Annotated in this window: 26 protein-coding genes; 12 read left to right on the plus strand and 14 right to left on the minus strand. The window is 66.9% G+C overall.

Annotation, left to right across the window (positions count from 1 at the left end; translation table 11 throughout):
- Positions 1–199: 199 nt before the first annotated feature.
- The 8 genes from Q0316_RS08265 to Q0316_RS08300 form a co-directional block, all read right to left on the minus strand.
- Positions 200–1,072 carry a class I SAM-dependent methyltransferase gene (locus Q0316_RS08265; RefSeq protein WP_298671230.1) on the minus strand — a complete coding sequence of 291 codons (873 nt, stop codon included), beginning with the start codon at positions 1,070–1,072 and terminating at the stop codon, positions 200–202.
- 7 nt (positions 1,073–1,079) lie between these two features.
- On the minus strand, positions 1,080–2,474 hold the full coding sequence (thrC, locus tag Q0316_RS08270; RefSeq protein WP_298671233.1) for a threonine synthase: 1,395 nt from the start codon (positions 2,472–2,474) through the stop codon (positions 1,080–1,082).
- A gap of 11 nt (positions 2,475–2,485) precedes the next feature.
- On the minus strand, positions 2,486–3,103 hold the full coding sequence (locus tag Q0316_RS08275; protein WP_298671235.1) for an SURF1 family cytochrome oxidase biogenesis protein: 618 nt from the start codon (positions 3,101–3,103) through the stop codon (positions 2,486–2,488).
- Positions 3,100–3,465: a DUF983 domain-containing protein gene (locus Q0316_RS08280; protein WP_298671301.1), complete on the minus strand. Its 366-nt coding sequence runs from the start codon at positions 3,463–3,465 to the stop codon at positions 3,100–3,102. The genes Q0316_RS08275 and Q0316_RS08280 overlap by 4 nt, the downstream gene beginning before the upstream one ends.
- A 73-nt stretch (positions 3,466–3,538) precedes the next feature.
- Positions 3,539–4,465: a cytochrome c oxidase subunit 3 gene (locus tag Q0316_RS08285; RefSeq protein ID WP_298671237.1), complete on the minus strand. Its 927-nt coding sequence runs from the start codon at positions 4,463–4,465 to the stop codon at positions 3,539–3,541.
- A gap of 34 nt (positions 4,466–4,499) precedes the next feature.
- Positions 4,500–5,033 carry a cytochrome c oxidase assembly protein gene (locus Q0316_RS08290; protein WP_298671238.1) on the minus strand — a complete coding sequence of 178 codons (534 nt, stop codon included), beginning with the start codon at positions 5,031–5,033 and terminating at the stop codon, positions 4,500–4,502.
- A gap of 2 nt (positions 5,034–5,035) precedes the next feature.
- Entirely contained in the window at positions 5,036–5,176 is a 141-nt protein-coding gene (locus tag Q0316_RS08295; protein ID WP_298671240.1) for a hypothetical protein, read from the minus strand.
- Positions 5,173–6,084: a heme o synthase gene (locus Q0316_RS08300; protein ID WP_298671241.1), complete on the minus strand. Its 912-nt coding sequence runs from the start codon at positions 6,082–6,084 to the stop codon at positions 5,173–5,175. Before Q0316_RS08300 ends, Q0316_RS08295 begins: the two co-directional genes overlap by 4 nt.
- Before the next feature lie 148 nt (positions 6,085–6,232).
- On the opposite strand from Q0316_RS08300, the gene Q0316_RS08305 reads away from it, so the two are divergent.
- Positions 6,233–6,580, plus strand: coding sequence for a hypothetical protein (locus Q0316_RS08305; protein WP_298671243.1), 348 nt, complete (start codon positions 6,233–6,235; stop codon positions 6,578–6,580).
- A gap of 12 nt (positions 6,581–6,592) precedes the next feature.
- Here Q0316_RS08305 and Q0316_RS08310 read toward each other — a convergent pair whose 3' ends face one another.
- From Q0316_RS08310 to gluQRS, 3 genes are all read right to left on the minus strand, one after another.
- Positions 6,593–7,153 (minus strand): cob(I)yrinic acid a,c-diamide adenosyltransferase, encoded by a 561-nt coding sequence (locus Q0316_RS08310; RefSeq protein WP_298671244.1) that lies wholly within the window; start codon positions 7,151–7,153, stop codon positions 6,593–6,595.
- 104 nt (positions 7,154–7,257) lie between these two features.
- The gene (locus Q0316_RS08315) at positions 7,258–7,494 is read right to left on the minus strand and encodes a twin transmembrane helix small protein (protein ID WP_298671245.1); all 237 of its coding nucleotides are present in this window, start codon (positions 7,492–7,494) and stop codon (positions 7,258–7,260) included.
- 11 nt (positions 7,495–7,505) lie between these two features.
- Complete coding sequence (gene gluQRS / locus Q0316_RS08320; RefSeq protein ID WP_298671302.1) at positions 7,506–8,348, minus strand: tRNA glutamyl-Q(34) synthetase GluQRS; 843 nt, start codon at positions 8,346–8,348, stop codon at positions 7,506–7,508.
- 119 nt (positions 8,349–8,467) lie between these two features.
- On the opposite strand from gluQRS, the gene Q0316_RS08325 reads away from it, so the two are divergent.
- From Q0316_RS08325 to Q0316_RS08345, 5 genes are all read left to right on the plus strand, one after another.
- A complete protein-coding gene (locus Q0316_RS08325; RefSeq protein WP_298671247.1) occupies positions 8,468–9,835 on the plus strand; it encodes a glycosyl transferase family protein in 1,368 nt (455 codons plus the stop codon).
- Complete coding sequence (locus Q0316_RS08330) at positions 9,832–10,854, plus strand: hypothetical protein (RefSeq protein WP_298671249.1); 1,023 nt, start codon at positions 9,832–9,834, stop codon at positions 10,852–10,854. Before Q0316_RS08325 ends, Q0316_RS08330 begins: the two co-directional genes overlap by 4 nt.
- 99 nt (positions 10,855–10,953) lie before the next feature.
- Positions 10,954–11,868: a sulfite exporter TauE/SafE family protein gene (locus Q0316_RS08335; protein ID WP_298671250.1), complete on the plus strand. Its 915-nt coding sequence runs from the start codon at positions 10,954–10,956 to the stop codon at positions 11,866–11,868.
- Complete coding sequence (locus Q0316_RS08340; RefSeq protein ID WP_298671252.1) at positions 11,865–12,632, plus strand: TIGR02186 family protein; 768 nt, start codon at positions 11,865–11,867, stop codon at positions 12,630–12,632. Before Q0316_RS08335 ends, Q0316_RS08340 begins: the two co-directional genes overlap by 4 nt.
- A 90-nt stretch (positions 12,633–12,722) precedes the next feature.
- Positions 12,723–14,387 carry a DUF87 domain-containing protein gene (locus tag Q0316_RS08345; protein WP_298671253.1) on the plus strand — a complete coding sequence of 555 codons (1,665 nt, stop codon included), beginning with the start codon at positions 12,723–12,725 and terminating at the stop codon, positions 14,385–14,387.
- Here Q0316_RS08345 and Q0316_RS08350 read toward each other — a convergent pair.
- The gene (locus tag Q0316_RS08350; RefSeq protein ID WP_298671255.1) at positions 14,344–14,682 is read right to left on the minus strand and encodes a hypothetical protein; all 339 of its coding nucleotides are present in this window, start codon (positions 14,680–14,682) and stop codon (positions 14,344–14,346) included. The genes Q0316_RS08345 and Q0316_RS08350 overlap by 44 nt on opposite strands.
- 81 nt (positions 14,683–14,763) lie before the next feature.
- On the minus strand, positions 14,764–15,189 hold the full coding sequence (locus tag Q0316_RS08355; protein ID WP_298671257.1) for a MarR family transcriptional regulator: 426 nt from the start codon (positions 15,187–15,189) through the stop codon (positions 14,764–14,766).
- A gap of 81 nt (positions 15,190–15,270) precedes the next feature.
- Here Q0316_RS08355 and Q0316_RS08360 point away from each other — a divergent pair, with 81 nt between their 5' ends.
- A complete protein-coding gene (locus tag Q0316_RS08360; protein WP_298671258.1) occupies positions 15,271–17,037 on the plus strand; it encodes a chloride channel protein in 1,767 nt (588 codons plus the stop codon).
- A 241-nt stretch (positions 17,038–17,278) separates the two neighbouring features.
- Entirely contained in the window at positions 17,279–18,937 is a 1,659-nt protein-coding gene (ctaD, locus tag Q0316_RS08365) for a cytochrome c oxidase subunit I (RefSeq protein WP_298671260.1), read from the plus strand.
- 33 nt (positions 18,938–18,970) lie between these two features.
- Here ctaD and Q0316_RS08370 read toward each other — a convergent pair whose 3' ends face one another.
- The gene (locus Q0316_RS08370; RefSeq protein ID WP_298671262.1) at positions 18,971–20,437 is read right to left on the minus strand and encodes a M23 family metallopeptidase; all 1,467 of its coding nucleotides are present in this window, start codon (positions 20,435–20,437) and stop codon (positions 18,971–18,973) included.
- Between the two features lie 193 nt (positions 20,438–20,630).
- Between Q0316_RS08370 and Q0316_RS08375 the strand changes: the two genes are divergently transcribed.
- The 4 genes from Q0316_RS08375 (at position 20,631) to Q0316_RS08390 (ending at position 24,621) form a co-directional block, all read left to right on the plus strand.
- Positions 20,631–23,105 (plus strand): helicase-related protein, encoded by a 2,475-nt coding sequence (locus tag Q0316_RS08375; protein ID WP_298671263.1) that lies wholly within the window; start codon positions 20,631–20,633, stop codon positions 23,103–23,105.
- Positions 23,098–23,421, plus strand: a complete 324-nt coding sequence (locus Q0316_RS08380) for an RNA-binding S4 domain-containing protein (protein WP_298671265.1) — start codon at positions 23,098–23,100, stop codon at positions 23,419–23,421. The genes Q0316_RS08375 and Q0316_RS08380 overlap by 8 nt, the downstream gene beginning before the upstream one ends.
- A gap of 35 nt (positions 23,422–23,456) precedes the next feature.
- On the plus strand, positions 23,457–23,798 hold the full coding sequence (gene fdxA / locus Q0316_RS08385) for a ferredoxin FdxA (protein WP_298671267.1): 342 nt from the start codon (positions 23,457–23,459) through the stop codon (positions 23,796–23,798).
- 289 nt (positions 23,799–24,087) lie between these two features.
- Positions 24,088–24,621, plus strand: coding sequence for a CarD family transcriptional regulator (locus Q0316_RS08390; RefSeq protein WP_298671268.1), 534 nt, complete (start codon positions 24,088–24,090; stop codon positions 24,619–24,621).
- Positions 24,622–24,703: the final 82 nt, after the last annotated feature.

The raw sequence follows: 24,703 nt of genomic DNA on the forward strand, positions 1-24,703 counted from the left end.
TCATGTCTGCAATCCGGTTCAATCGGCCAAGACCGGACTGTCGCTTTTCCACCCAATCCCCGCCGCTGCGTCCCCTACCCTACACGCGCCTGCCCGTGATAGACTCGCCGCACATCGGGCGGCCTGTGGCATCGCCTGACCGTGCGGGCCACCGGCCCTGCGCAGCTTCACTCGTGTGAACTTCGCGAACTTTGCGCCCTCACTCCCGCGACCAGCGCGCCCAGATCGCAGTGGGGAGCACCAGCCCGCGCGCTTCCTCGCGCACGCCGAGTTCGCCCGCCTCAACCTTGCCCGGCAAGTCCGCGAACGCCTGGCGCAGCATCTCGCCGATCGCCAGCGCGGACATGCGCACGGCATAGACGGTGAGGAACAGATAGCGCGATTCGGCATCCAGCAGCTTGCGGCAATCGGCGATCAACGCCGGGAGATTTTCCTCCAGCCGCCACACTTCGCCGGTCGGCCCGCGCCCGTATTTCGGCGGATCGAGCAATATGCCGTCATAGCGCCGCCCGCGCCGCACCTCGCGCGCGACGAACTTCGCCGCATCGTCGATCATCCAGCGCACCGGCGCATCGGCGAGGCCGGAGAGCATGGCATTGCCGCGCGCCGCCTCGACCGATTTCTTGGACGCATCAACATGCACCATCCGCGCGCCGATCGCCGACATGGCGAGCGTGCCCACGCCGGTATAGCCAAACAGATTGAGGCATTCCGGATCGTCGCGCCCGGCGAGTTGCTCGCGCATCCAGCCCCATACCGGCGCCATATCCGGGAAGAAGCCGAGATGGCGGAACGGCGTGGTCTGCGCGGTGAAGCGCACCTCCCGCCACGACAGCGGCCAGCCATCATGCGGCACCGGCTCGGCAAAGCGCCATTGCCCGCCGCCGTCCTCATCGCTGCCCGGCACGAACTCGCCATGCGCGCGCCAGTCCGCGGTCGCCGGCGCCCATAACGCCTGCGGCTCCGGGCGGATGAAACGGAAGCGGCCATAGCGTTCCAGCTTCCGGCCGTGCCCCGAATCAATCAGGCCGTAATCTGCCCATGGCTCACCGACGAGAGTATCGAGGATCACGCTGCGCTCATCCGCGAGGGGTGGCCAGCCCGGCGATATAGCCGCTCACCGCATCGAACGTCGCATCGAGCGTGACATAACGCTCCTCGCGCTCGAACAGATCGCCGACCCGCGCGGGGAGCGACGGACGGATGCCGGTCGCGCGCTCCACCGCGTCGCGGAACTTGGCCGGATGCGCGGTCGCCAGCGTCACCATCGGCACGTCGCCCGCTTGCCGTCGCGCGGCGGCGAGGCCGATCGCGCTGTGCGGGTCGATCACCTGGCCGGCGCGCTCGCTCGCCCAGCGCATCGCCAGCGCCATATCGTCCACATCGACACGCTCGCTGGCGAACAATGTCGCCGCGCCCTGCTGCTGCGCGTTGCTCAGGCGCATCGCGCGCGTCGCCTCGAACCCGCGCATCTGCTCGGCAAGGCTCGCGCCATCGCGCCCGCCGAGATCGAACAGCAGCCGCTCAAAATTGGAGGAAACCTGGATATCCATCGACGGCGTCGGCGTCGGCACCACATCACGGCACGAATAATCGCCGCTCGCCAGCGCGCGCGCGAGGATATCGTTCACGTTGGTGGCGACGACCAGCTTCGCCACCGGCAGCCCCATCTTCGCCGCGACATAGCCGGCGAAAACGTCGCCGAAATTGCCCGTTGGCACACTGAACGCCACCGAACGCTCCGGCGCGCCGAGCCGCACGGCGGCGTAGAAATAATAGACCACCTGCGCCATCAGCCGCGCCCAGTTGATCGAATTGACCGCCGACAGGTTGAAGCGCCCCGAAAAGCCGGGATCGTTGAACATCGCCTTCACCAGCGCCTGCGCCTGGTCGAAATCGCCGCGGATCGCGATATTATGGACGTTGGGCGCGCCAACGGTGGTCATCTGGCGGCGCTGCACCTCGCTCACCCGGCCTTCGGGGTGGAGCATGAAGATATCGACGCCCGCGCGCCCCGCCACCGCGTCGATCGCGGCCGATCCAGTGTCACCCGATGTCGCGCCGACGATCGTGAGATGCTTGTTCGATCCCGCCAGGAACTTCTCGAACAGCAGCCCGAGCAATTGCAGCGCGACATCCTTGAACGCCAGCGTCGGGCCGTGGAACAGCTCAAGCAGCCATTGATCGTGATCGAGCTGGACCAGCGGGGTGACGGCGGCATGATCGAACCGGGCGTAAGCGGCGGCGCACAGCGCCTTCAACTCATCGCGCGTCAGGCTGCCCGCGACGAACGACGCCATCACCGCCACCGCCGTATCGACATAGGACAGGCCCGCGAGCGCGGCGATCTCGTCCCGGCTGAGCACCGGCCATTGCGCTGGGACGTACAGCCCCCCGTCGGAGGCGAGGCCGGCGAGCGTTACGTCGCGGAAATCGAGCGCGGGCGCGGCGCCGCGAGTGGAGATATAGCGCATGAGTGGCGCGCCTAACGCGCGTCGCCCGCGCGGGCAATCCTCCGCCGCACCGCGAGCACATAGATCACGCCCGCGACGCCCGCGAAGAAGAACCATTGAAACGCATAAGCGAAGTGATTGTTGGGCACGATGCCGATATCGGGCCGGGTGTTCGCGGCCAGCCCCGGCGCGGGCGCATCGGCGACGAGCAACAACGCGCGCGGCATATGATCGAACAGCCCCGCGATCAGCGGGCGCGCATCGGGCGCATGGCTGATCCAGCCGCTCACCCTGCCGCCGTTCCACGCGACCTTGGCGTCGGGATCGCGGGTGGTGCCGAGTTGCACTAGCATCCCCGGCCCTTCCGCGCCGGTGCGGCAATGCGCGATCAGACGATACCCCGCATTGCCCGCCCCTGCCCGCTCGATTCGCGCGACCGACAGGCAAAAGCCGCTCGCCTTGCGGAACAGCAGCGAATCATCGGGGAATCGCGGGAAGGCGATCGCCGGCTTGGCGGGGTTCGCGGCAAGCTGCGCGAGTTGCGCCTCTTTCTCGGGCAGGCGGATAAGGAGCTGCCACAACCCCAGCCCGATCATCGCCGCGATCGCGAACGTGACGAGGATCGTGGGGATCACCGGCCAGCGCTTCATTGCTTCAATCGCCCTTCACGCGCGGCGTTGCGATATTCGAGCGCGATCAGCCCGCCCTTGGCGATCCGGAGGCTCAGGATGACGCCAGCCAGCGTCACCGGCGTCCACAGCAGAAGCTGGAACCACAATGGCGGCCCGACGGTCAGCTCCAACGCAACCGCCCCGATCGTGACCAGCGCGCCAAGGATCAGCGTAAGAAACGCCGCCGGCCCGTCGCCGACGTTGAACGCGGCATAATCGAGGCCGCAGGCGCGGCAGCGATCCGCGAATTTGATCCAGCCGGCGAACAAGGTCTTCACGCCACAGCGCGGGCACAGCCCTTTGAGGCCGCAATCGAACGGGCGCGGCTGGCTCGTCGCCACCGCGCCCGGCTCGTTCTCGTCCGGGATTGCCGTACCGGCGGGTGTCTCCACCCGCCCGGAAACCCCGTCCGGCTCAGCCACCGTGGACCGGCGCGCCCCAGCCGCCCCAAACGTAGATGGCGACGAAAAGGAACAGCCACACCACGTCGACGAAATGCCAATACCACGCCGCCGCCTCGAAGCCAAAATGCTGGCGCGGGGTGAAATCGCCCTTGTACGCGCGGATCAGGCACACGATCAGGAAGATCGTGCCGATGATGACGTGGAAGCCGTGGAACCCGGTCGCCATGAAGAAGGCGGCGCCATAGTTCAGCCCCTTGAACGGGAATGGCGCGTGAATGTATTCATATGCCTGGATCGAGGTGAAGATCAGGCCGAGCACGATCGTCAGCCACAGGCCCTTCAGCACGCTGTCGCGATTGCCGACGCCGAGCAGCCCCCACAGACCGACCTTCTCGCCGCCGCGGTGATTGTGGATCAGCGCATGATGCGCCCAGGTGACGGTGGTGCCGCTGGTCAGCAGGATCAGCGTGTTGAGCAGCGGAAGCTCGAAGGCGTTGATTACCTCCAGCCCCTTGGGCGGCCATTGCGCCGCGATCGCGGCGGCGCCTTCCACCGCATGTTCGACCTGGCCGTTCGCGTAGCTGATCGCCGCCGGGAACAGTGCGAAATCGAAATAGGCCCAGAACCAGCCGACGAAGAACATCACTTCCGAAGCGATGAACAGGATCATGCCATAGCGGAAGTGGAGCTGCACCACCGGCGTGTGATCGCCGTGATGCGCTTCCTTGATGACGTTGCGCCACCAGCAGAACATGGTGAACAGCACGGCCACCAGCCCGGCGAAGAACAGATAGCCGCCACCGTTTGGCTTGCCGACATGGCCGCCGTGCATCCACATGATGCCGCCGGCCGCCATCGCGAGCGCGGAGAACGAGCCGATCAGCGGCCACGGATCGGGGGGCAGGATATGATAATCGTGGTTCTTCGCGCCGGCCATTCGTTGCGTTCCCTGTTCCTAAGTGGCTGGTTCTCTAGCTTGCGGTTTTGCCGGAATCCACCGGGTAAAATGTGTAACTTAGCGTGATCGTCTCGACATCCTTGGTGTCGGGATCGGTCAATATCTTCGGATCGACGAAGAAGATCACCGGCATACGCACCGTCTCGCCCGGTTTCAGCGTCTGCTGCGTGAAGCAGAAGCATTCGATCTTGGTGAAATATTTGCCCGCCTGATAAGGCGTTACATTATAGGTCGCGGTGCCGGTGATCGGCACGGCGGCGCGATTGGTGGCGGTGAAGAACGCCATGTCGCGCGCGCCCACGTCGACCGTTTCGCTCTCCTGCTCCGGCGCGAAACGCCACGGCAGGCGCGTGCTGGTGTTGGCGTCGAAGTCGATGCGGATTTGCCGGTGTACGCTGCCGGGCGCCACCAGCCCGCGCTGCGTGGTGCCGTTCAGCCCGGTGACCTGACAGAACAGGCGGTAGAGCGGCACGCTGGCGAAGGCGAGCCCGGTCATGAAACAGATGCAGAGCACCGCGAGCAGCGCGGTGCGCGTGGTGCGCGCCATCTTCACTTTGCCGCCATCCCCGCCTTGATCTTCACCAGGGTGATCGCGAACACCAGGATGACGAACGCGCCTAGCAGCAGCGCCATCACGATCGCGCGGCCCTTCTGGCGCTGGCGGATCAGTTCTTCATCGTCCCTGTTCATGCCACCCACCGATCAATCACCAGCGCGCCGAAAACGACGAACAGGTAGAGAATCGAATATTTGAACAACGCCTTTTCAGGCTTCATCGCGTCATCCGGCCCCGCCTTGCGGATCGCGACGCGCAACGCAAGCAACCCGAACCATGCCGTGGTGACAATCGACACCACGCCATAGATCGCGCCCGACAGGCCGAGCGGCCAGGGCAGCACCGCCGCCACCGCCATCGGGATCGTATAAAGCCCGATCTGGTGCCGCGTGGTGCGTTCTCCCGCCACCACTGGGAGCATCGGGATGCCGGCATTGGCGTAATCGGTCTTCACGAACAGCGCGAGCGCCCAGAAATGCGGCGGCGTCCACAGAAAAACGAGCAGGAACAACAGCAGCGGCAGCAAGGTGACATGCCCGGTCGCCGCCGCCCAGCCGATCAGCGGCGGGAAGGCGCCCGCCGCGCCGCCGATCACGATATTCTGCGGCGTGCGCGGCTTCAGCCATACCGTGTAGATCAGCACGTAGAACAGGATCGACACCGCAAGGATCGCCGCCGCCAGCACGTTGATCGCCAGCCCCATCAGGATCACGGAGAATGCGCCCAGCCCGACGCCGAAGTGCAGCGCCGCCTGCCGCTCCATCCGCCCGGCGGGCAGCGGGCGTTCGGCGGTGCGGCGCATCACCGCGTCGATATCCGCTTCATACCATTGGTTGAGCGCCCCCGCAGCACCCGCGCCGAGCGCGATGCACAAGATCGCGGTGAAGCCTAGCACGGCATTGATGTGATGCCCGTCGACCGCCGGCGCGGCGAGCAGGCCGCACAGGCCGGTAAAGACAACAAGCGTCATCACCCTGGGCTTGGTCAGCGCCAGGAAATCCCGCCAATGGGCTGGCGGCAGAAGGGGCGAGGTGGTGCTCATGGCAATTCGCCGCCGGCCATAGCCCGTCGCGCCGCGCGGGGGAAGGGTCGGGTTCGCCGGGGGCCGATGGCTCGCCCACAGGAAACGGACATTCGGCGCGACCCGCCCGCTGCGCCATGCTATATCGCGCCGGCAGGCAGGTGAAACCATGGCTGTTGCTCAAGACGCAGGCGCGCTGGACGCGATGATCGCGGCGCCGAATCATCACCGGATTTTGCTCGAAAATGATCGGGTGCGGGTGCTCGACACGCGGCTGGAGCCGGGTAAACGAACGCCGGTCCACACGCACGGCGCGCCGGCGGCGCTCTATGTGATGAGCTGGAGCGATTTCGTGCGGCGCGACGCCGATGGGAACATCGTCATGGATTCGCGCACGATGGCGCGCCGGCCCGCGCCGGGCGAGGCGCTATGGCTGCCGCCGCTCGTCCCTCACTCGGTCGAGAATATCGGCCAATGCGACCTTCGCATCATCGCGGTGGAGTTGAAGGCCGGCTGAGTCCGCGCGGCCCTATCGCGAGCCGCCGGGCACCCACAGTACGTCGCCCCCAGCGCGCAGGTTTACCACGCGACACGCGACGAACAGGAAATCGGACAGGCGATTGAGATAGATCAGCGCCTGAGGATTGGCGCCCGCGCCGATCGCCACCGCCGATCGCTCCGCGCGCCGCGAAATCGCGCGCGCCAGATGCAACGCCGCCGCCGCACCACCGGGCAGGATGAAGCTGCGCAGGGGGGGCACGCCCGCGTTCATCGCGTCGATCTCCGCCTCCAGTCGCTCGATCTGCGCGGGCACGATGCGCAGCGTCATCTCGGTCGGGGTGAAATCCTCGCCGGGTGTCGCGAGATCGGCGCCGAGATCGAACAGATCGTTCTGGATTCGGCCAAGCGCCGCCGCCAGCGCGTGATCGCCCGCCAGCCCGGCGATCGCCACGCCGATCGCGGAATTCGCCTCGTCAACGTCGCCGATCGCCTGCATCCGCGCATCCGTCTTGGATACGCGCGTGCCATCGACCAGCCCGGTCGTCCCCGCATCGCCGGTACGGGTGTAGATCTTGTTGAGTTTTACCATTTTTCCCTCACCGCACCGACGCTTTCCCCGGCCGGTCCGCCCATCTGGGATTTACTGGATGAGACGCCGGGAAAAGGAGTTGCCCGGCGCCGGAACCGGATCGCTCAGGTGCGGCCCATCGAGAAAAGCAGCACCACGCAGATCAGGATCGCCAGCGCCTGAAACAGGATGCGCTGCTGCATCATCCGGTTCGATTTGAGCTGTGTCGCGCTGGGGCCGGTGCCGCCCTCGCCGCGCGCTTCGGCGCTCGCCCCCTGGAGAAAGGTGACCACACCGCGCACCAGCGCGACCACCGTGGCGATCATCGCTGATACCAGCAGGATGATGAGGAAAATTTTCATGGCGGATTCTCCTACGCCTTCGTGATGGTGATGGGAAGCCGCCCCGCGCGCAGCATTGCCGCGATCGCCCGCCCATCCTCACCCGCCTCGCGCAGCGCGGCAAGCGTGGGGCTGCCATGCCGCTTGGCGAGCCGCTCGCCATCCGGCCCGACGAGCAGATCGTGGTGATGATAGGCCGGCACCGGCAGACCGAGCAGCGCCTGCAACAGCCGGTGGACATGCGTGGCGGCGAACAGATCGCGCCCGCGTATCACGTCGCTCACGCCTTGCGCGGCATCGTCCACCGTCACCGCGAGATGATAGCTCGCCGGCGCGTCCTTGCGCGCCAGCACCACGTCCCCCGCCGCCAGCGGATCGGCGGCCACCGCCGCGCCATGATCGCGCCATTCGAGCGGCCCGGCGCGCGCCACCGCCTTCGCCATGTCGATCCGCCAGCAATGCGGCTCGTGCATTCGCGCGCGGGCGTCGATCGCGCGACAGGTGCCGGGATAGACGGGTTCGGGCTGGTGCGGCGCGGAGAGGCTGGCGGCGGAAATCTCCGCACGGGTGCAGAAGCACGGATAGAGCAGCCCCATCGCGCGCAACCGATCCAGCGCATCGGCATAATGATCGAGCCGGCGCGACTGAAAGGCGATCTCCCCGTCCCACGCCAGCCCGAGCCAGTGGAGATCGTCAACGATCGTCGTCACATGCTCCGGGCGGCTGCGGGTGCCGTCTATATCCTCGATCCGCAGCAGGAAACGCCCGCCGCGCGCGCGCGCGAAATCATGCGCGCGGATCGCGGACCAGGCGTGGCCGAGGTGCAATCGCCCGGTCGGCGAGGGAGCGAAGCGCGTAACGATCACCCCCACCATGTGGCGCGCGCGCCGCGCACCGGCAATGCCATCCGGCCCGAAATGATCGTAACGGTTGCGTAACTTACGCAAAATGCCAAAATCCTGCCGCCGAATCGGGAGAGCGGTATTTGGGGGCGATGGCATTCGTGCTCGGCTGGATCGACGCGGCGACGCGCGAAGCGACGCTGTTCGCGGCAGCCGGTTTCCTGATCGGGGGCATCGACGATCTGCTGGTCGATCTGGTGTGGCTTGTCCGGCGGCTGACGCGGGGCGGCGTCGTGATGACGCTCAACGACCTGCCGCGCCCCGCGTTTCCGCGCCGCTTCGCGATCCTCGTCCCCGCATGGGACGAAAGCGCGGTGATCGGCGCGATGCTGCGCACCACGCTGGCGCGGCTCGATCATCCCGATTTCCGCATCTTCGTCGGCTGCTACCCCAATGATCGCGCGACGATCGAAGCGGTCGCCACGGTCGCGGCGGCGGATTCCCGGATCGCCCTCGTCATCGGCGAGCGCCCCGGACCGACGACCAAGGCCGATTGCCTCAACACCTTGTGGCGCGCGCTGGCCCGCGCCGCGCCGCCGCCCGACGCGATCGTGCTCCATGATGCCGAAGACGTGGTGCATCCCGCCGAATTGAGCGTGTTCGACGCGCATCTCGATGCACATGCGGCGGTGCAGATTCCGGTATTGCCGCTGCCGCGCGCCGAATCGCCGCTCGTCGCCGGCCATTATTGCGGGGAGTTTGCCGAGGCGCACGGCAAGGATCTGGTGGTGCGCGGCGCGCTTGGGGCGGGGCTGCCCTTCGCCGGGGTGGGCTGCGCGATCCGGCGCGACGCATTGATCGCGATCAGCGCCGAACATGGCGCGCCGTTCGACGCGGACAGCCTTACCGAGGATTACGAACTCGGCCTGCGCCTCGCCGCCGCCGGCCAAGCCGCGCATTTCGCGCGGGTGCGCGAAACGCCGGGCGGCGCGCTGATCGCGGTGCGCGAATATTTCCCCGCGACGGTCGGCGCGGCGGTGCGGCAGAAGGCGCGATGGATGACCGGCATCGCGCTCGCGGGCTGGGATCGCATGGGCTGGGGCCGCGCGCTCGATCTTGGCGATCACTGGATGCGGATCAGGGACCGCCGCGCGACGCTGGCGGTGATCGTGCTGGCGGCTGGTTATGCGGCGCTGGTCGGCTGGGCGCTGTCGATGGCGGGTCATGCGATCCTCGGTGGCGCCATGCCGGCGGCCAGCGACGCCACGCGGATGATGCTGTTCGCCAATCTGCTGCTGTTGCTGTGGCGGGTGGGGTGGCGCTGTGCCTTCACCGCGCGCCGCTATGGCTGGCGCGAGGCGTGCTGGTCGCCACCGCGCATGATCGTCGGCAATATCGTCTCGCTGCTTGCCGCGCGCCGCGCCGTCATCCGCTACGCCGCATTGCTCACTGGCAGAGCGCCCAAATGGGACAAGACCGCTCATGTCTATCCCGCGCAATTCGCGGAAAAAGCGCCATGATCGGCGAAAGCCGCCCGCTGCGCTTCGTGATGGTGATCGTCGGCGGCTGGATCGGCGTGCGCGTGGCGCTCCTGTGGCCGGCCTATGATCCCGCCGCAGTGCTGATGGCGGCTTCGTCCGCCGCGCCCGTTTCGCGCCCGGCCCGTGCCGAGCCGCCATCGCCGGCGTTCGGCGGCTCCATCGATGGAGGATCGCGCCGCGGTCCGGTTCGCGCGCGCGCCACGATGCCCCGCCTGTCGCCGCCACACCCGATCGCCGATGCGAGCGAACAAGCGGTCCCGCTGATCGTCCCGGCGCGCTTCGTCGCTGCGGTCGAAACAGGCCGGGCCACCCCCACCACTGCTCAGTTCCCGATCGGGGCGCCGCTGCCGGTGGAACGCGGGCCAGTCGCAACGCGCGCGCGCCTTGCGGGCAGCGCGTGGCTGATCGCACGCGGCGCGGGGCCGGCAGCGCCCTTCACGCCGCAACTGGGCGGCAGCCAGGCCGGCGCGCGCCTTACCTATGCGCTGGGCGATTCGCGGCGCGTCGCGATCGCGGCGCGCCTTTCCTCGGCGCTGGCGATGCGCCAGCGCGAAGCCGCGATCGGGCTGGACTGGCAGCCCACCGCCTTGCCCGTCCATTTGTTCGCCGAACAGCGCGTCGCGCTTGCCGGCGGGCGCGGCGGCCCCGCCATTGGCGTGATCGCGGGCCTTCCCTCCACCCGGATCGCCGCTGGTTTCTCGCTCGACGGCTATGGGCAGGCGGGCGCGATCGGGCGCAACGGCGGCGAGGGATTCGTCGACGCTGCCGCGCATGTGACCCGCCCGGTCGCGGCGATCGGCAAGGCGCGCATCGAACTCGGCCTCGGTGCATGGGGCGGCGCACAGCGCGGCGCGGCGCGGCTGGATATCGGCCCCTCGGCGAGCGTGGCCGTTCCCGCGATCGTGCCGCTACGCATCACGCTCGACTGGCGCCAGCGCATCGCCGGCGATGCTACCCCGTCATCGGGGCCGGCGCTGTCGATCGGCGCGGATTTCTAGGGCGCCGGAAACCGCAAAAGCACCGGCGAAACCCCACCACATCAATTGGCGGCACGCGCGCATCTTCCACCGGCGCCGCGAAACGCTTACCGCTCTTTCATGGATCTCTATCTGCCGATCGCCAATCTGTCGGTGAACGCGCTCGTGATCGTCGCGCTTGGCGCGGGCGTCGGGTTGCTTTCAGGCATGTTCGGAGTCGGCGGCGGTTTCCTCACCACGCCGCTGCTGATCGTCTATGGCATCCCGCCGACCGTCGCCGCCGCCAGCGCGGCGAGCCAGGTGACGGGCGCGAGCGTCTCGGGCGTCTTCGCCTATTTCCGGCGCGACGGGGTGGACGTGAAGATGGGCGGGGTGCTCGTCGCGGGCGGCATCATCGGCTCGTTCCTGGGAGCATGGCTGTTCCGCCTGCTGCAATCGGTCGGGCAGATAGATACGACGATCGCGATCACCTATGTCCTGCTGCTCGGGTCGATCGGCGGGCTGATGCTCAAGGAATCGATCGGGGCGATTCGTGTCGTCCACGGCAAGAGCGCAGCACACCCGCGCCGGCGGCGACATCACCCGCTGGTCGCCAGCCTGCCGTTTCGGATGCGCTTCTATCGTTCCGGCCTCTATATCTCGCCGCTCGCCCCGCTGCTGCTCGGCATGGCGACGGGCATCCTGACGATCCTGCTCGGCATCGGCGGCGGCTTCGTGCTGGTGCCGGCGATGATCTATCTGCTTGGCATGGCGACGCAGGTGGTGGTCGGCACCTCGCTGTTCCAGATCCTGTTCGTCACCGCTGTCGCCACGATGGTCCACGCCACCACCACCAAGGCGGTGGATATCGTGCTTGCCGGGCTGCTGCTGCTCGGCTCGGTCGCCGGCGCGCAGATCGGGGCGCGCTTCGCGGAAAAAGCCCGGCCGGAATATCTCCGGCTGGCGCTGGCGATCATGGTGCTGCTGGTCGCGATCCGCATCGGGCTTGGGCTGGGGTGGCGCCCGGACGAGATCTACACGGTGGATCTGTCGTGAAGCGCGCAGGCCTCGCGCTGGCGCTCGCCGCGCCGCTGATGATGGCTCAGGCAAAGCCGGTACTGGTGCCCGACGTGTCACAGCGCGAGATCGAGATCGCGTACAGCTTCACCGGCGCGGAACTGCTACTGTTCGGCGCAATCCTTTTGCCCCCGGGCGAGCCGCGCGCCGACGCCCATCATCCGATTGATGTGGTGGTGGTGGTGAAGGGGCCGTCGGAATCGATCACGATCCGCGAGAAGGAGAAGGTGGCGGGGATCTGGATCAACGCTGATCGGCTACGATACAGTTCCGCGCCGAGCTTTTACGCGATAGCCTCGTCGCGGCCGATCCGCGATCTGGTCGACGACCGGACGCGCGCGATCTACGAACTGGGGCTGGACAGTCTGCAACTCTCCCCCACCTCGTCCGCGCCGCCCGACGTGCAGGATCGCTTCACGCGCGGGCTGGTCGAACTGCGCCAGCGCAACAACCTCTATTACGAGGCGCCGCACGCGGTGGAGATCACCGATGGCGTGCTGTATCGCGCGCGAATGAATATCCCGGCGCGCGTGCCGGTGGGGAAATTCACCGCCGAGACCTTCCTGATCCGCGACGGCAAGGTGCTGGGCGCCGCAGTGCGCGATATCGACGTGCGCAAATCCGGCTTCGAGCGTTTCGTCGCGCGCGCGGCGGAGCGATCCTCGTTCCTCTACGGGCTGACCGCGGTTGCGCTGTCAGTGTTCCTCGGCTGGGGCGCGGGGGCGATCGCGCGCCGCGTGTGACGGTGACAGCGACGACGGCCTGTCTCACCCTTAATTTACCAAATCCGGCGATGATGCCCCGGTTCGATTGATCCCGTGGGACTTATCCGCATGACCGAGATGCCGGCGCCGGGCGCCTTTCTGGAAAACAGGCCCGATGCGGCGCACGACAGCCACGCGCTCCCCGATCCGATCGGGATGGTGGTGGAGATCGGCGGCTCATCGAGCAAGGTGATGTTCGACATGGCGGCGCTGGCGGCGCTGGCCGATCATCCCGATCCGCTGGTCGCAGGCGCCGGGCAGGTCGGCGGGCAGATCAAGGTGCCGGTCGGCGCGAACTGGCTGATCGCCAATATCCGCTCGCTCAGGCTCGACAGCATCGACGACGGGCGCGTCATCGCCGATGTCGATTTCCTCGGCGAAGGCGGCGAGGAGAAGCTGACCCGCAAGCTCTATCACTTCAGGCGCGGCATCACGCGTTATCCCACCCCCGGCGCGCAGGTGTTCCCGGTAACGCGCGTCGATCTCAGGCAGGTATATGCCGCCGACGACCGCGCGCATATCGAGATCGGCGCGGTCTATCCCACGCGGGATATTCGCGGCGCGCTGTTCATCGATTCGATGCTCGGCAAGCATTTCGCGCTGCTCGGCTCGACCGGCACCGGCAAATCGACTTCCGCCGCGCTGATCCTGCACCGCATCTGCGAACGCGCGCCCAACGGCCATATCGTGATGATCGACCCGCATGGCGAATATGCGGCGGCGTTCCGCGGCAACGGCGCGCTTTACGACGTATCGAACCTTCAGATGCCGTATTGGCTGATGAATTTCGAGGAGCATTGCGAGGTGTTCCTCACCACCGACGGCGCCGAGCGTCAGGTGGATGCGGATATCCTCGCGAAATGCCTGCTCGCCGCGCGCGGCAAGAATCGCGCCGGCCAGGCGATCCCGAAGCTGACGGTCGATGCGCCGGTGCCTTATCTGCTGAGCGATCTTTCCGCGCACCTTCAGGCCGAGATGGGCAAGATGGACAAGGCGAGCAACAGCGCGCCCTATCTGCGCATCAAATCCAAGATCGACGAGATCAAGGCCGATCCGCGTTACAGCTTCATGTTCTCCGGGATGCTGGTGGCGGATACGATGGCGAGCTTCATCGCCCGCGTGTTCCGCCTGCCGGGCGACGGCAAGCCGATCTCGATCATCGACGTGTCCGGCGTGCCGAGCGAGATCACCTCCGTGGTGGTCGCGATGCTCAGCCGCATGGTGTTCGATTTCGCGATCTGGTCTCGCAACGAGCCGCAACGCCCGATCCTGCTCGTCTGCGAAGAAGCGCATCGCTACATCCCGTCGGATCGCGAGGCCGCCACCTCCGTCTCGCGCATCCTTGGCCGCATCGCCAAGGAAGGCCGCAAATATGGCGTGGCGCTTGGCCTCATCACCCAGCGACCCTCCGATCTCGCGGAAGGCGTGCTTTCTCAGTGCGGCACGATCATGGCGATGCGCCTCAACAATGATCGCGATCAGGCGTTCGTCCGCGCGGCGATGCCCGAAGGCGCGCGCGGTTTCCTCGATGCGATTCCGGCGCTGCGCAATCGCGAATGCGTGATCTGCGGCGAGGGCGTATCCATCCCGATCCGCGTGGCATTCGACACATTGGAGGAGGAGCGCCGCCCGGCCTCCGCCGATCCGTTATTCTCCAGATTGTGGACCGAGGTGGGGCACGAGGAGGAGATTATCGAGCGGACGATCCAGAAATGGCGCGTGCAGGGGAAATAGGCGCAGCCCCGCCCGAAGCCGCGCGATCGCGGAAGCGCCGCCGCCACGCCCGCCCCTCCATCCAGAACGGCACGGCGAAGATCGCCGCGAACGCGAGCGTCACGCGCAGGAATTCCCCGTGCGGCGAATGCCCGGTCAATAGCAGCAGGATCGGTATCGCGACGAGCGGCGGCCCCCACGCCGGATGATGGATGATCCTCGCCAGATACCAGCACAGCCAGCACAGCAACATGCCCGCCGCGAGGCTGCCGACGATCAGCGCAGCCGCCTGAACGAAGATCGCAACGACATCCACGCGCCGCGCTCCTTTCCCGAGTAATATATCGTAAAACGATATTTTTTCAATATCCGGGCGGGTCTTCGCGGGTCGGCGCGATCAGGAGAATCGGTCGAGCAGGTTCTTGAGCAGCGGGCGTAGGCGGACGACTTCCTCGCGATGCGCCGAGGAAAGCGCCGACAGCAATTTGCGCGATTTCGCGGTCAACCGGAGAATTGCCTGCCGCCCGTCTTCCGGCGAGGCATGGCGCGCGACGAGATCCAGCGCCTCAAGCCGCGCCACCAGCCCGGATGCGCTGTGCGGCTTCACGATCAGGCGATCGGCGATATGGCCGATGCTCGCCGCGCCCGCGGGCGCGCCACGGATGGCGAGCAGCGCCTGATGCTGCTGCGGCGTCAGGCCGAATTCGGCGGCGTGACGCTCGCTGAACGCCTGAAATTCCCGCAGCGCGTGCCGAAAATCGGCGAGCGCGGCATAATCCGCATCGGTCAATTCGCTGGTCATCGAAACTAGATCCGTCCTCATTGAATTATATCGTATCGCGATCTAATGCGCCGCGATCTTTCCAGGCAAGCAGGCCCCATGAACCCTCCGGCACAAGTGAAAATGCCCCCCCGTCTCGCCGATCATAGCGCCGATTGGCGCATGGTGATGCTCGCCGCTGCCTCGCTTGTCATCGGCAGCGGCGCGGCATTCGGCGCGCTCATTCTGCTCAAGCTCATCGCGCTTGCCACCAATGTCTTCTGGTTTGGTCGCTGGTCGGCGGCATCGGCGGATATCGCGGAGGCGCATGTCGGATTGTGGGTGGTCGCGATCCCCGTGCTCGGCAGCCTGCTCGTCGGCCTGATGGCGCGTTTCGGCTCGGAGAAGATCAAGGGGCACGGCATCCCCGAAGCGATCGAGGCGATCCTCTATGGGGAAAGCCGCCTTTCGCTCAAGGTCGCGATCCTGAAGCCGCTGTCGTCGGCGATCTCGATCGGCAGCGGCGGACCGTTCGGCGCGGAAGGGCCGATCATCATGACCGGCGGCGCGATCGGTTCGCTGTTCGCGCAATGCTTCCGCCTGAGCGCGGCGGAGCGCAAGACGCTGCTCGTCGCGGGCGCCGCCGCCGGCATGACCGGCATCTTCGGCACGCCGCTCGCCGCGATCCTGCTCGCGATCGAGGTGCTGTTGTTCGAATGGAAGCCGCGCAGCTTCGTGCCCGTCGTGATCGCGGTCGTGGCGGCGCTGGGCTGGCGCCCGCTGCTGCTGGGCGCGGGGCCGCTGTTTCCCTTCGCTGGCGCGACCGGCCCGATCCACTGGGAAACCAGCGGCCTTGCGCTCGGGCTGGGCGTGCTCGTCGGGCTGGAGGCGACATTGCTGTCGTCGGTGCTCTATCGGATCGAGGATATGTTCCACCAGCTGCCGGTGCACTGGATGTGGTGGCCGGCGATCGGCGGCGTCGTCGTCGGGCTGGGCGGCCTGATCGACGCGCATGTGCTCGGCGCGGGATATTCGAACATCCAGGGGCTGCTCGATGGATCGCTGGCGATGCGCGTGGTGCTGGCGCTGCTCGCGGTCAAGGCGATCGTCTGGCTGGTGGCGCTCGGCTCGGGCACGTCGGGCGGCGTCCTCGCGCCGTTGCTCATTCTCGGCGGGGCGCTTGGCGTGCTGGTGGGGCAATTCCTGCCGGGGCCTACCGGGCTGTGGGCGATGGCCGGCATGGCCGGCATCATGAGCGGGGCGATGCGCGCGCCGTTGACCGGCGCCCTGTTCGCGGTGGAACTGACCGGGCATTTCGATGCGCTGCCCGCGACGATCGCGGCCTCTGCCGGCGCCTATGCGATCAGCGTGCTCATCATGCGCCGCTCGATCCTCACCGAAAAGATCGCCCGGCGCGGTCGCCATGTGTTGCAGGAATATACGGTGGATCCGCTCGAATTCCTCCAGGCCGGGCAGGTGATGACCCCCCAACCAGCAACGCTGCGCGGGGATATGACGATCGCGGAGGCGGTGACGTTCTTCGCCGAAGACGCCACCCACCGGAGCTATCCCGTCGTTGACGGCGGCGGGCGGCTGCTCGGGCTGGTATCGCGCTCCGATGCGCTGCGCTGGCAGGTGGAGGGGGGCGATCACGCGATCGTGCTGGCGGAGGCGTTGTCCGATGCGTCGCAACCGTTCGCCTATCCCGATTCGCCGATCGCCGAGGTCGCGGACATGATGGTGAATACCGGCATCGGCCGGGTGCCGATCGTCGAGCCGGATCGGCACAGCGTCGTCGGCATCCTCTCGCGCCATGATCTGCTGAAGACGCGCAGCGTCCACCGCCAGGCGGAGCATGTCCGCCAGCGCGGCGGTTCATCCGGCGGCACGCGGGATCGCGACACCGCCTGACCGATCTGCCGCGCGGCGGCGCGATCGAGCGGCAAAATTGCAGTGGGAGGCGGGATACGGCAAAATAATTGCGCCAAGACAGGAAGAATATCCGCTTTTTTGCTTGATCGGTAAGGCGTAGGCTCCCGGCGGGCGGCGATCCGCCAGTCGGCCGGGGCGATCGGCGGCGCGAGGGGAGAATCCGCGCGTTGTGATCGCATCGGGCATGAACGGTCGTCTCCTGTCGTGTCAGGAGGCGAGGATGGTCGAAGCCGTTGCGGGCGCCAGCGAATTCCGAAGCGATCTGGAGGACACCGGGCAGCACGAACGAAAGCCGCGTTTTTTCGCGCGCTGGTTCATGTCGACCAACCACAAGGATATCGGCACGCTCTATCTGATCTTCGCGATCTGCGCCGGCGTGGTCGCCGGGGGGATTTCGGGGATGATGCGCCTCGAACTGGCCGAACCGGGCATCCAGTATCTGCCATTATGGGCCGGCACGACCGATTATGCCGCCACGCTCCATCTGTGGAACGTGCTTATCACCGCGCACGGCCTTATCATGATCTTCTTCACGATCATGCCCGCGATGGTCGGCGGGTTCGGCAACTGGTTCGTTCCGCTGATGATCGGCGCGCCGGACGTGGCGTTTCCACGCCTCAACAACATCTCCTTCTGGCTGCTCGTGCCGGCGTTCATCCTGTTCGCGGGCTCCGCGTTCGTACCGGGGGGAACAGGCAATGGCGCGGGCACCGGCTGGACGCTCTATGCCCCCCTGTCGACATTCGGATCGCCGGGGCCGGCGGTCGATATGGTGATCCTGTCGATGCACCTGGCGGGCGCATCGTCGATCCTCGGCGCGATCAACCTAATCACCACGATCTTCAACATGCGCGCGCCGGGCATGACGCTGCACAAGATGCCGCTGTTCGTATGGTCGATCCTCGTCACCGCGTTCATGCTGCTGTTCGCGCTGCCGGTGCTCGCCGCCGCGCTCACCATGCTGCTGACCGATCGCAATTTCGGCACCACCTTCTTCGATCCGGCGGGCGGCGGCGATCCCATGCTGTTCGAACACCTGTTCTGGTTCTTCGGCCACCCGGAAGTGTACATCATGATAATTCCGGGTTTCGGCATCATCAGCCAGGTGACGGCAACCTTCAGCGGCAAGCCGGTGTTCGGTTATCTCGGCATGGTCTATGCCATGGTGGCGATCGCGGTGATCGGGTTCGTGGTGTGGGCGCACCATATGTTCACCACCGGTCTGTCGATGGATGTGAAGATCTATTTCAGCGCGGCATCAATGGTGATCGCGGTGCCGACCGGCATCAAGATATTCTCCTGGATCGCGACGATGTGGGGCGGATCGGTGCAATTCCGCACGCCGCTGCTCTGGGCGCTCGGCTTCATCTTCATGTTCACCATTGGCGGCGTGACGGGCGTGGTGCTCGCCAACGGCGGCGTCGACGATTACATGCAGGACACTTATTACGTGGTGGCGCATTTCCATTATGTGCTGTCGCTTGGCGCCATATTCTCGCTGTTCGCTGGATTTTACTATTGGTTCCCGAAGATGACCGGGAAAATGTATTCCGAAACGCTCGGCGATCTGCACTTCGCGATCTTCTTCCTCGGCGTGAACATCCTGTTCTTCCCGATGCATTTCCTAGGGCTGCAAGGAATGCCGCGCCGCTATCCCGATTATCCGGATGGCTTCGCCTTCTGGAACCATATCGCCTCGATCGGCTATGCGGTGATGGCGGTGGGCATGGTGTTCTTCTTCATCAACGTGGTGTGGTCGTTCCTGCGTGGGCGACCGGCGGGCGACAATCCATGGGGGCCGGGCGCGACGACGCTCGAATGGACACTGAGCAGCCCGCCGCCATATCACCAGTTCGAAACATTGCCCCGGATCGAATAGCGGGGATGGCGGGGAGATGGGCGATCGCGCGCGTTACCGTGCCGGCGCGGTTGCCAGCAGCGTCGCCACCTTGGCCTTGAATTCACGAAGCGCCCTGCCCGACAGCATCGCAACGCTCGACATCGAAATCGTGCGCGGATTGACCGACACGCCGTTCTTCCACACCTCCCAATGGAGGTGCGGCCCGGTGGACAGCCCGGTCGAGCCGACATAGCCGATCACCTGCCCGCGCGACACGCGCTGCCCGGCGCGCACCGCGATGCGGCTCATATGGCCATAGCCGGTGGCGACGCCGCCGGCATGGTTCAGCTTCACGAAGTTACCATAGCCCCCGGCGCGGCCCGCCTGCGCCACCACGCCATCCACCGCCGCGCGGATCGGGGCACCATAAGGCGCGCCGATATCCATGCCCTTGTGCATCCGCATGAAGCCGAGCAGCGGATGGACGCGCTTGCCGTAAGTGGAAGTGACATGGCCGGCGACGGGCATACCCATCGCGCCGCGCTGCTCGCTCTGCCCCTTGGCATCCCACCACTGGCCGCTATCGCCCCAGCGGACCAGTTCGATCTTCTTCGTGCCCTGATCGAGCCCGGCGAACTGGAGCTTGCCGATCTGCACCTCGCCAGTGGCGGCGCGGGCCTGTTCGGCGATGATATCGAACCTGTCATCAGCGCGCACGTCACGACCGATCGACACGCGCGAGGACAGCGCCTTGATATAGCTTTCGACCAGCCGCGCCGGCACGCCCACCGCGCGCGCCGAGCGATAGAGGCTCGATCCCACCCGCCCGGTGATGCGCAGCGGGGTGTGATCTATCGCGATCGGGCTGCGCTCCAGCGTCAGCGCGTCGCCGGTGCGGTTGACCGCGAGGTTGAGATCGAAGCGCGCGCGAAAAGCGAGCCGTTCGAGCGGCCTTGCCTCGCGCCGGTCCGTCCGCCGGCCGAGCGTGAGATCGAGCACGGTGCCCGACGGAATGTCGCTCAGCGAGGCGGCCTGCGCCACCAGCGCCGCCGCGCGCGCGGCATCCGCGCGCCCGACCCCGGCGCGTTGCAGCACCGCGCCGAGCCGATCGCCATCGCCAAGCGTCGCGGTCAGTTCAATCACCGGGCGTTCCGGTGTTTCCGCCAGCGGGCGGACGAAATCGCTCGCCGCCATCCGCCGCCCGGTGCCGCCGCCCAGCCCGAGCGGGGCGATCGACAATGGGCGGGCCTCCTCCCACGCCGCGCCGGTGAGCGGCGGCGCGACATAGCCCTGCACGGGGCGCACGCCCGGCGCGGTGAGGATCGCGGCGGCGCAAAGCGTGGCGCAGGTGGCAAGCCCGCGCCACCACGTCCGCGAACCGATTTCGGCGCCGAGATCGGGCACCCAGTCAATCCGCGCCAGCGCAGCGCGCAGCCGATCGAGGCGGGACAGGGAAGCGACCGGAACGAGCGCGCGACCGAACGAGCCCGTGCCGGCGCCACCGGCAAGCTCCAGTCCAGGTTGTTCGCGCAAAAACATGGCGAGGAAGAATCCCTCAAAAAATCCGTCGCCGACCCCCCGGCGTGTCCACGCGCCGGGATGTAAGCCGGATGTTCTAAAGTCAAATTAACCGCGGGAAACCGTGGGTTCCGATGCGGCGGGGCGTTCGCGCGCTGCGGCAAAGCGGCAAATGGTTGCATCATCGCGCGCCGCCGCCGATGTAGCGTTGGTCATGCGCGTTCCAGACAATGCCCGCGTTACCGCGGTGCTCGGCCCCACCAACACCGGCAAGACCCATCTCGCCGTGGAGCGGATGGCGGCGCATTCCAGCGGCATGATCGGCTTTCCACTGCGGCTGCTGGCGCGCGAGGTCTATGATCGCGTGGTGGCGATGAAGGGCGCCGATCGCGTCGCGCTGATAACGGGCGAGGAACGCATCGTGCCGAAGGATGCGCGCTGGTTCCTGTGCACCGCCGAAAGTATGCCGACCGACAAGGATACCGCCTTCGTCGCGCTCGACGAGGCGCAGCTTGGCGCCGACCCGGAGCGCGGCCATGTCTTCACCGAGCGCCTGCTCAACGCGCGCGGGCGCGAGGAGACGATGATCCTCGGCTCCGATACGTTGCGCCCGGTGATCCGCCACCTCGTGCCCGATGCAGAGATCGTCGCGCGGCCGCGCTTTTCGACGCTCAGCTATGCCGGCGCGAAGAAGATCAGCCGCCTGCCGCGCCGCTCCGCGATCGTCGCCTTCTCGGCTGAGGAGGTCTATGCGGTGGCGGAGATGTTGCGCCGGCTGCGCGGCGGCGCGGCGGTGGTGATGGGTTCGCTCTCCCCGCGCACCCGCAATGCGCAGGTCGCGATGTTCCAGGCCGGTGAGGTCGATTATCTCGTCGCGACCGATGCGATCGGCATGGGCCTCAACATGGATGTGGCGCATGTCGCCTTCGCCGGGCTGCACAAATTCGACGGACGCCGCCGGCGGCGGCTGACCATCGCTGAAATGGCGCAGATCGCAGGGCGCGCGGGCCGCCATCAGCGCGACGGCACGTTTGGCGCGCTGGCCGAAGATGGCCCCGACGCGTTTCTGCCCGAGGAAGTGCTTGCGATCGAGGCGCATCGCTTCGCGCCGCTCGACGCGCTCTACTGGCGCGAGGGCCGGCCCGACATGGACAGCCTGGACGCGCTGATCGGCTCGCTTTCCGCGCCGCCCGATGATCCGATGCTGCGCGCCGCGCCCGAAGCGATCGACCTCACGGTGTTGCGCCGGCTGGCGGACGACCCCGCGATCCGCGCGCGCGCCAGGGGGCAGGTCACGCGGCTGTGGGCGGCGTGCGGCATTCCCGATTTCCAGAAGCTCGGCGCCGACATTCACGCGCGCTTCGTCTCGCGCGTGTTCGGCCATCTCGCCGAGGGATATATCCCGCATCAATGGTTCGCCGATGAGGTCGCGCGGCTCGATCGCGCCGATGGCGATGTCGAAACGCTGGCCGGGCGGCTCGCCGCGATCCGCACCTGGGCCTATATCGCGCAACGCAGCGACTGGCTGGCGGACCCGGCACTTTGGGCGGCGCGCACGCTGGCGGTGGAGGAGCGCCTGTCCGACGCGCTCCACACCAGCCTGACCCAGCGCTTCGTCGACAAGCGCACCAGCGCGCTGATCCGCCAGATCGGCGCCGGCGCGGGCGCCCTGCCGGTGACGATCGAGGACAATGGCGACGTTCTGATCGACACCCATCCGATCGGGCGGCTCGACGGATTCCGCTTCACCGTCGCGCCCGAAGCGCGCGCGGCGGACAAGCGCCTGCTGCTCGCCACCGCCGAAAAGCGGCTGATTACCGAACGAGCGCGGCGCGCGCGCGCGGTGATCGCCGCAAGCGACGCCGATCTGTCGATCCATGGCGGCGCGATCCGGTGGCAGAGACACGTGCTGGCGCGGCTGGCCGCCGGGCGTTCGGCGGCGCGGCCCGATGTCACGCTCGATCCGGCGCTTGATTGCCTTGACGCCGCATTGCGCAAGGAGGTGCTGGCACGGATGCGGCGCTGGGTGGGGAACGCGCTCACCCATGCCCTCCCCTCGCTCGCCCGGCTGGCCGAACTGGCGCGCGACGAACATGCCACTTCGGGGCTGCGCAGCATCGCCGGCGCGCTGGAAGCAGGCGCCGGATTCGCCGCGCGGCTGCCGCTGCGTGCCGCGGTCGACGCGCTCGGCCCCGCAGAGCGCCATCGCCTGCGCAAGATCGGCGTGACGATCGGCGCACTCGACCTGTTCGACCCGCGCCTGTTGAAACCGCGCGCGCAGCCGTGGCGCATGGCGCTGCTCGCGGTGCGCGGTGAAAGCGTGACGCTGCCCCCGGCGGGCGCGACCGCCGTGCCGCGCAACACGCACGGCGCCACACCGGCAATGGGCTTCCGCACGCTCGCCACCCAGGCGGTGCGCCTCGATCTGGTCGAGCGGATCGCGCGATCCGCGCATGAGGCGCGCGATGGCCGCAAACCCTTCGTCCCCGATCCCGCGCTCGCCACCTCGATGGGATTGCTGCCATCGACGATCGCGCGGCTGATGGCCGAACTCGGCTTCCAGCCCGCCCCCACCAGCGACGGCGCACCGGCATGGCGCTGGAAGGGGCGCCCGCCGCCGCGCCACATCAACATACATCCCGCGCCCAGCAACGCCTTTGCCGCGCTCGCCGCGCTCAAACATGGCTGACGGCGCCGCGCCGGGCGCGATGCGGCTCGATCGCTTCCTGTGGTTCGCGCGAATCACCAAAACGCGAAGCGCCGCGCAGGCGATGGCGAGCGACGGGCATCTGCGCCTCGATGGCCGCGCGGTGGATCGCGCCGCGACGCCGGTGCGCGCCGGCAACATCCTGACGCTGGCGCAACATGGCCGGGTCCGCGTGCTCAGGATCGAGGCGCTGCCCGCGCGGCGCGGCCCCTCGGCGGAAGCGCGTGGTTGTTACGAGGAATTGATAACCGCTCGCAGCAAGCCGGGAACGATTGACGATGCGGATCGCGAGGCATAGCAGCGGATTCGTTCGTCCGAGGGAGAAAACCGGCAATGACCTACGTCGTCACCGACGCCTGCATCCGCTGCAAATACATGGATTGCGTCGAAGTCTGCCCGGTCGACTGCTTCTATGAGGGCGAGAACATGCTCGTCATCAACCCTAGTGAGTGCATTGATTGCGGCGTGTGCGAGCCGGAATGCCCGGCGGAAGCGATCCTGCCCGACACCGAAAGCGGGCTGGAGAAGTGGCTCGAACTGAACAACACCTTCTCGGCGCAATGGCCCAACGTCACGCGCAAGAACGATCAGACCCCCGCCGACGCCGATGAGCACAAGGGCGAGACGGGCAAATACGACAAATATTTCTCGTCCGAGCCCGGCGCGGGCGACTGAGCCAGGCGCCGGCGATATTCCCGCCGGCCTGACCGCCGATCACAGCCGCCAGGCAGCGGATAAAATCGCCGCGCGACTCAGACGTGCGCGTGCCTAGGTCATTCAGGCCAGCATTGCTGTCATGGTGATGCTGGCAATTTTATTACAGGCGTGCTATATGCGCCCATGACGGCCGGAATCGACCCCATGGCCGCCGGAGATGTACAACCCATATCCTCCCGCCTGATTCCTCGACGTGGCTTATACCGCGCCTCGGGTGACGGGAACCATCCTGACGAAAGGCCCCTAAATGGCTGCCAAGGCTCTGCATTTCGATGTCGGTGATTATGTCGTTTATCCCAAGCACGGGGTAGGCAGGGTCATCGAACTGCAGAAACAAGAAATAGCCGGGATGCAGCTCGAACTCTACGTGCTGCGCTTCGAAAAGGAACGGATGACGCTGCGCGTCCCGACCAACAAGGCCGAATCGGTTGGTATGCGCAAGCTTTCGTCGGACAAGACGATGCGCGAAGCGATGGAAACGCTGAAGGGCAAGCCCAAGATCAAGCGCACCATGTGGTCGCGCCGCGCCCAGGAATATGAAGCGAAGATCAACTCGGGCGATCTCGTGTCAATCGCCGAGGTGGTGCGCGACCTGTTTCGCGCCGACGACCAGCCCGAGCAGAGCTATTCCGAGCGCCAGATTTTCGAAGGCGCGACCAGCCGCCTCGCGCGCGAACTGGCCGCGATGGAACAGATCGACGAGCCGGCGGCACAGGAAAAGATCCTCGACATCCTGCGCAAGGCCGCGGCGATCTACAACAAGGATAAGGTGCCGGCCTGATCGCCGCCACCTGCCCGGCTGATTGAAAGGGAGCGGCCCTTCGCGGGGCGCTCCCTTTTTCGTTTACGCGCGTAATCATTTG

Origin of the sequence: uncultured Sphingomonas sp., from assembly GCF_937871615.1 — a bacterium.
Lineage (GTDB): Bacteria > Pseudomonadota > Alphaproteobacteria > Sphingomonadales > Sphingomonadaceae > Sphingomonas.

What these genes read in the sequence shown, in the direction of transcription:
- thrC (WP_298671233.1), bottom strand. Translation starts at nt 2,474, where the DNA reads ATGCGCTATATCTCCACTCGCGGCGCCGCGCCCGCGCTCGATTTCCGC.
- Q0316_RS08275 (WP_298671235.1), bottom strand. Translation starts at nt 3,103, where the DNA reads ATGAAGCGCTGGCCGGTGATCCCCACGATCCTCGTCACGTTCGCGATC.
- Q0316_RS08285 (WP_298671237.1), bottom strand. Translation starts at nt 4,465, where the DNA reads ATGGCCGGCGCGAAGAACCACGATTATCATATCCTGCCCCCCGATCCG.
- Q0316_RS08290 (WP_298671238.1), bottom strand. Translation starts at nt 5,033, where the DNA reads ATGGCGCGCACCACGCGCACCGCGCTGCTCGCGGTGCTCTGCATCTGT.
- Q0316_RS08295 (WP_298671240.1), bottom strand. Translation starts at nt 5,176, where the DNA reads ATGAACAGGGACGATGAAGAACTGATCCGCCAGCGCCAGAAGGGCCGC.
- Q0316_RS08300 (WP_298671241.1), bottom strand. Translation starts at nt 6,084, where the DNA reads ATGAGCACCACCTCGCCCCTTCTGCCGCCAGCCCATTGGCGGGATTTC.
- Q0316_RS08305 (WP_298671243.1), top strand. Translation starts at nt 6,233, where the DNA reads ATGGCTGTTGCTCAAGACGCAGGCGCGCTGGACGCGATGATCGCGGCG.
- Q0316_RS08310 (WP_298671244.1), bottom strand. Translation starts at nt 7,153, where the DNA reads ATGGTAAAACTCAACAAGATCTACACCCGTACCGGCGATGCGGGGACG.
- Q0316_RS08315 (WP_298671245.1), bottom strand. Translation starts at nt 7,494, where the DNA reads ATGAAAATTTTCCTCATCATCCTGCTGGTATCAGCGATGATCGCCACG.
- gluQRS (WP_298671302.1), bottom strand. Translation starts at nt 8,348, where the DNA reads ATGGTGGGGGTGATCGTTACGCGCTTCGCTCCCTCGCCGACCGGGCGA.
- Q0316_RS08325 (WP_298671247.1), top strand. Translation starts at nt 8,468, where the DNA reads ATGGCATTCGTGCTCGGCTGGATCGACGCGGCGACGCGCGAAGCGACG.
- Q0316_RS08330 (WP_298671249.1), top strand. Translation starts at nt 9,832, where the DNA reads ATGATCGGCGAAAGCCGCCCGCTGCGCTTCGTGATGGTGATCGTCGGC.
- Q0316_RS08335 (WP_298671250.1), top strand. Translation starts at nt 10,954, where the DNA reads ATGGATCTCTATCTGCCGATCGCCAATCTGTCGGTGAACGCGCTCGTG.
- Q0316_RS08345 (WP_298671253.1), top strand. Translation starts at nt 12,723, where the DNA reads ATGACCGAGATGCCGGCGCCGGGCGCCTTTCTGGAAAACAGGCCCGAT.
- Q0316_RS08355 (WP_298671257.1), bottom strand. Translation starts at nt 15,189, where the DNA reads ATGAGGACGGATCTAGTTTCGATGACCAGCGAATTGACCGATGCGGAT.
- Q0316_RS08360 (WP_298671258.1), top strand. Translation starts at nt 15,271, where the DNA reads ATGCCCCCCCGTCTCGCCGATCATAGCGCCGATTGGCGCATGGTGATG.
- ctaD (WP_298671260.1), top strand. Translation starts at nt 17,279, where the DNA reads ATGGTCGAAGCCGTTGCGGGCGCCAGCGAATTCCGAAGCGATCTGGAG.
- Q0316_RS08370 (WP_298671262.1), bottom strand. Translation starts at nt 20,437, where the DNA reads ATGTTTTTGCGCGAACAACCTGGACTGGAGCTTGCCGGTGGCGCCGGC.
- Q0316_RS08375 (WP_298671263.1), top strand. Translation starts at nt 20,631, where the DNA reads ATGCGCGTTCCAGACAATGCCCGCGTTACCGCGGTGCTCGGCCCCACC.
- Q0316_RS08380 (WP_298671265.1), top strand. Translation starts at nt 23,098, where the DNA reads ATGGCTGACGGCGCCGCGCCGGGCGCGATGCGGCTCGATCGCTTCCTG.
- fdxA (WP_298671267.1), top strand. Translation starts at nt 23,457, where the DNA reads ATGACCTACGTCGTCACCGACGCCTGCATCCGCTGCAAATACATGGAT.
- Q0316_RS08390 (WP_298671268.1), top strand. Translation starts at nt 24,088, where the DNA reads ATGGCTGCCAAGGCTCTGCATTTCGATGTCGGTGATTATGTCGTTTAT.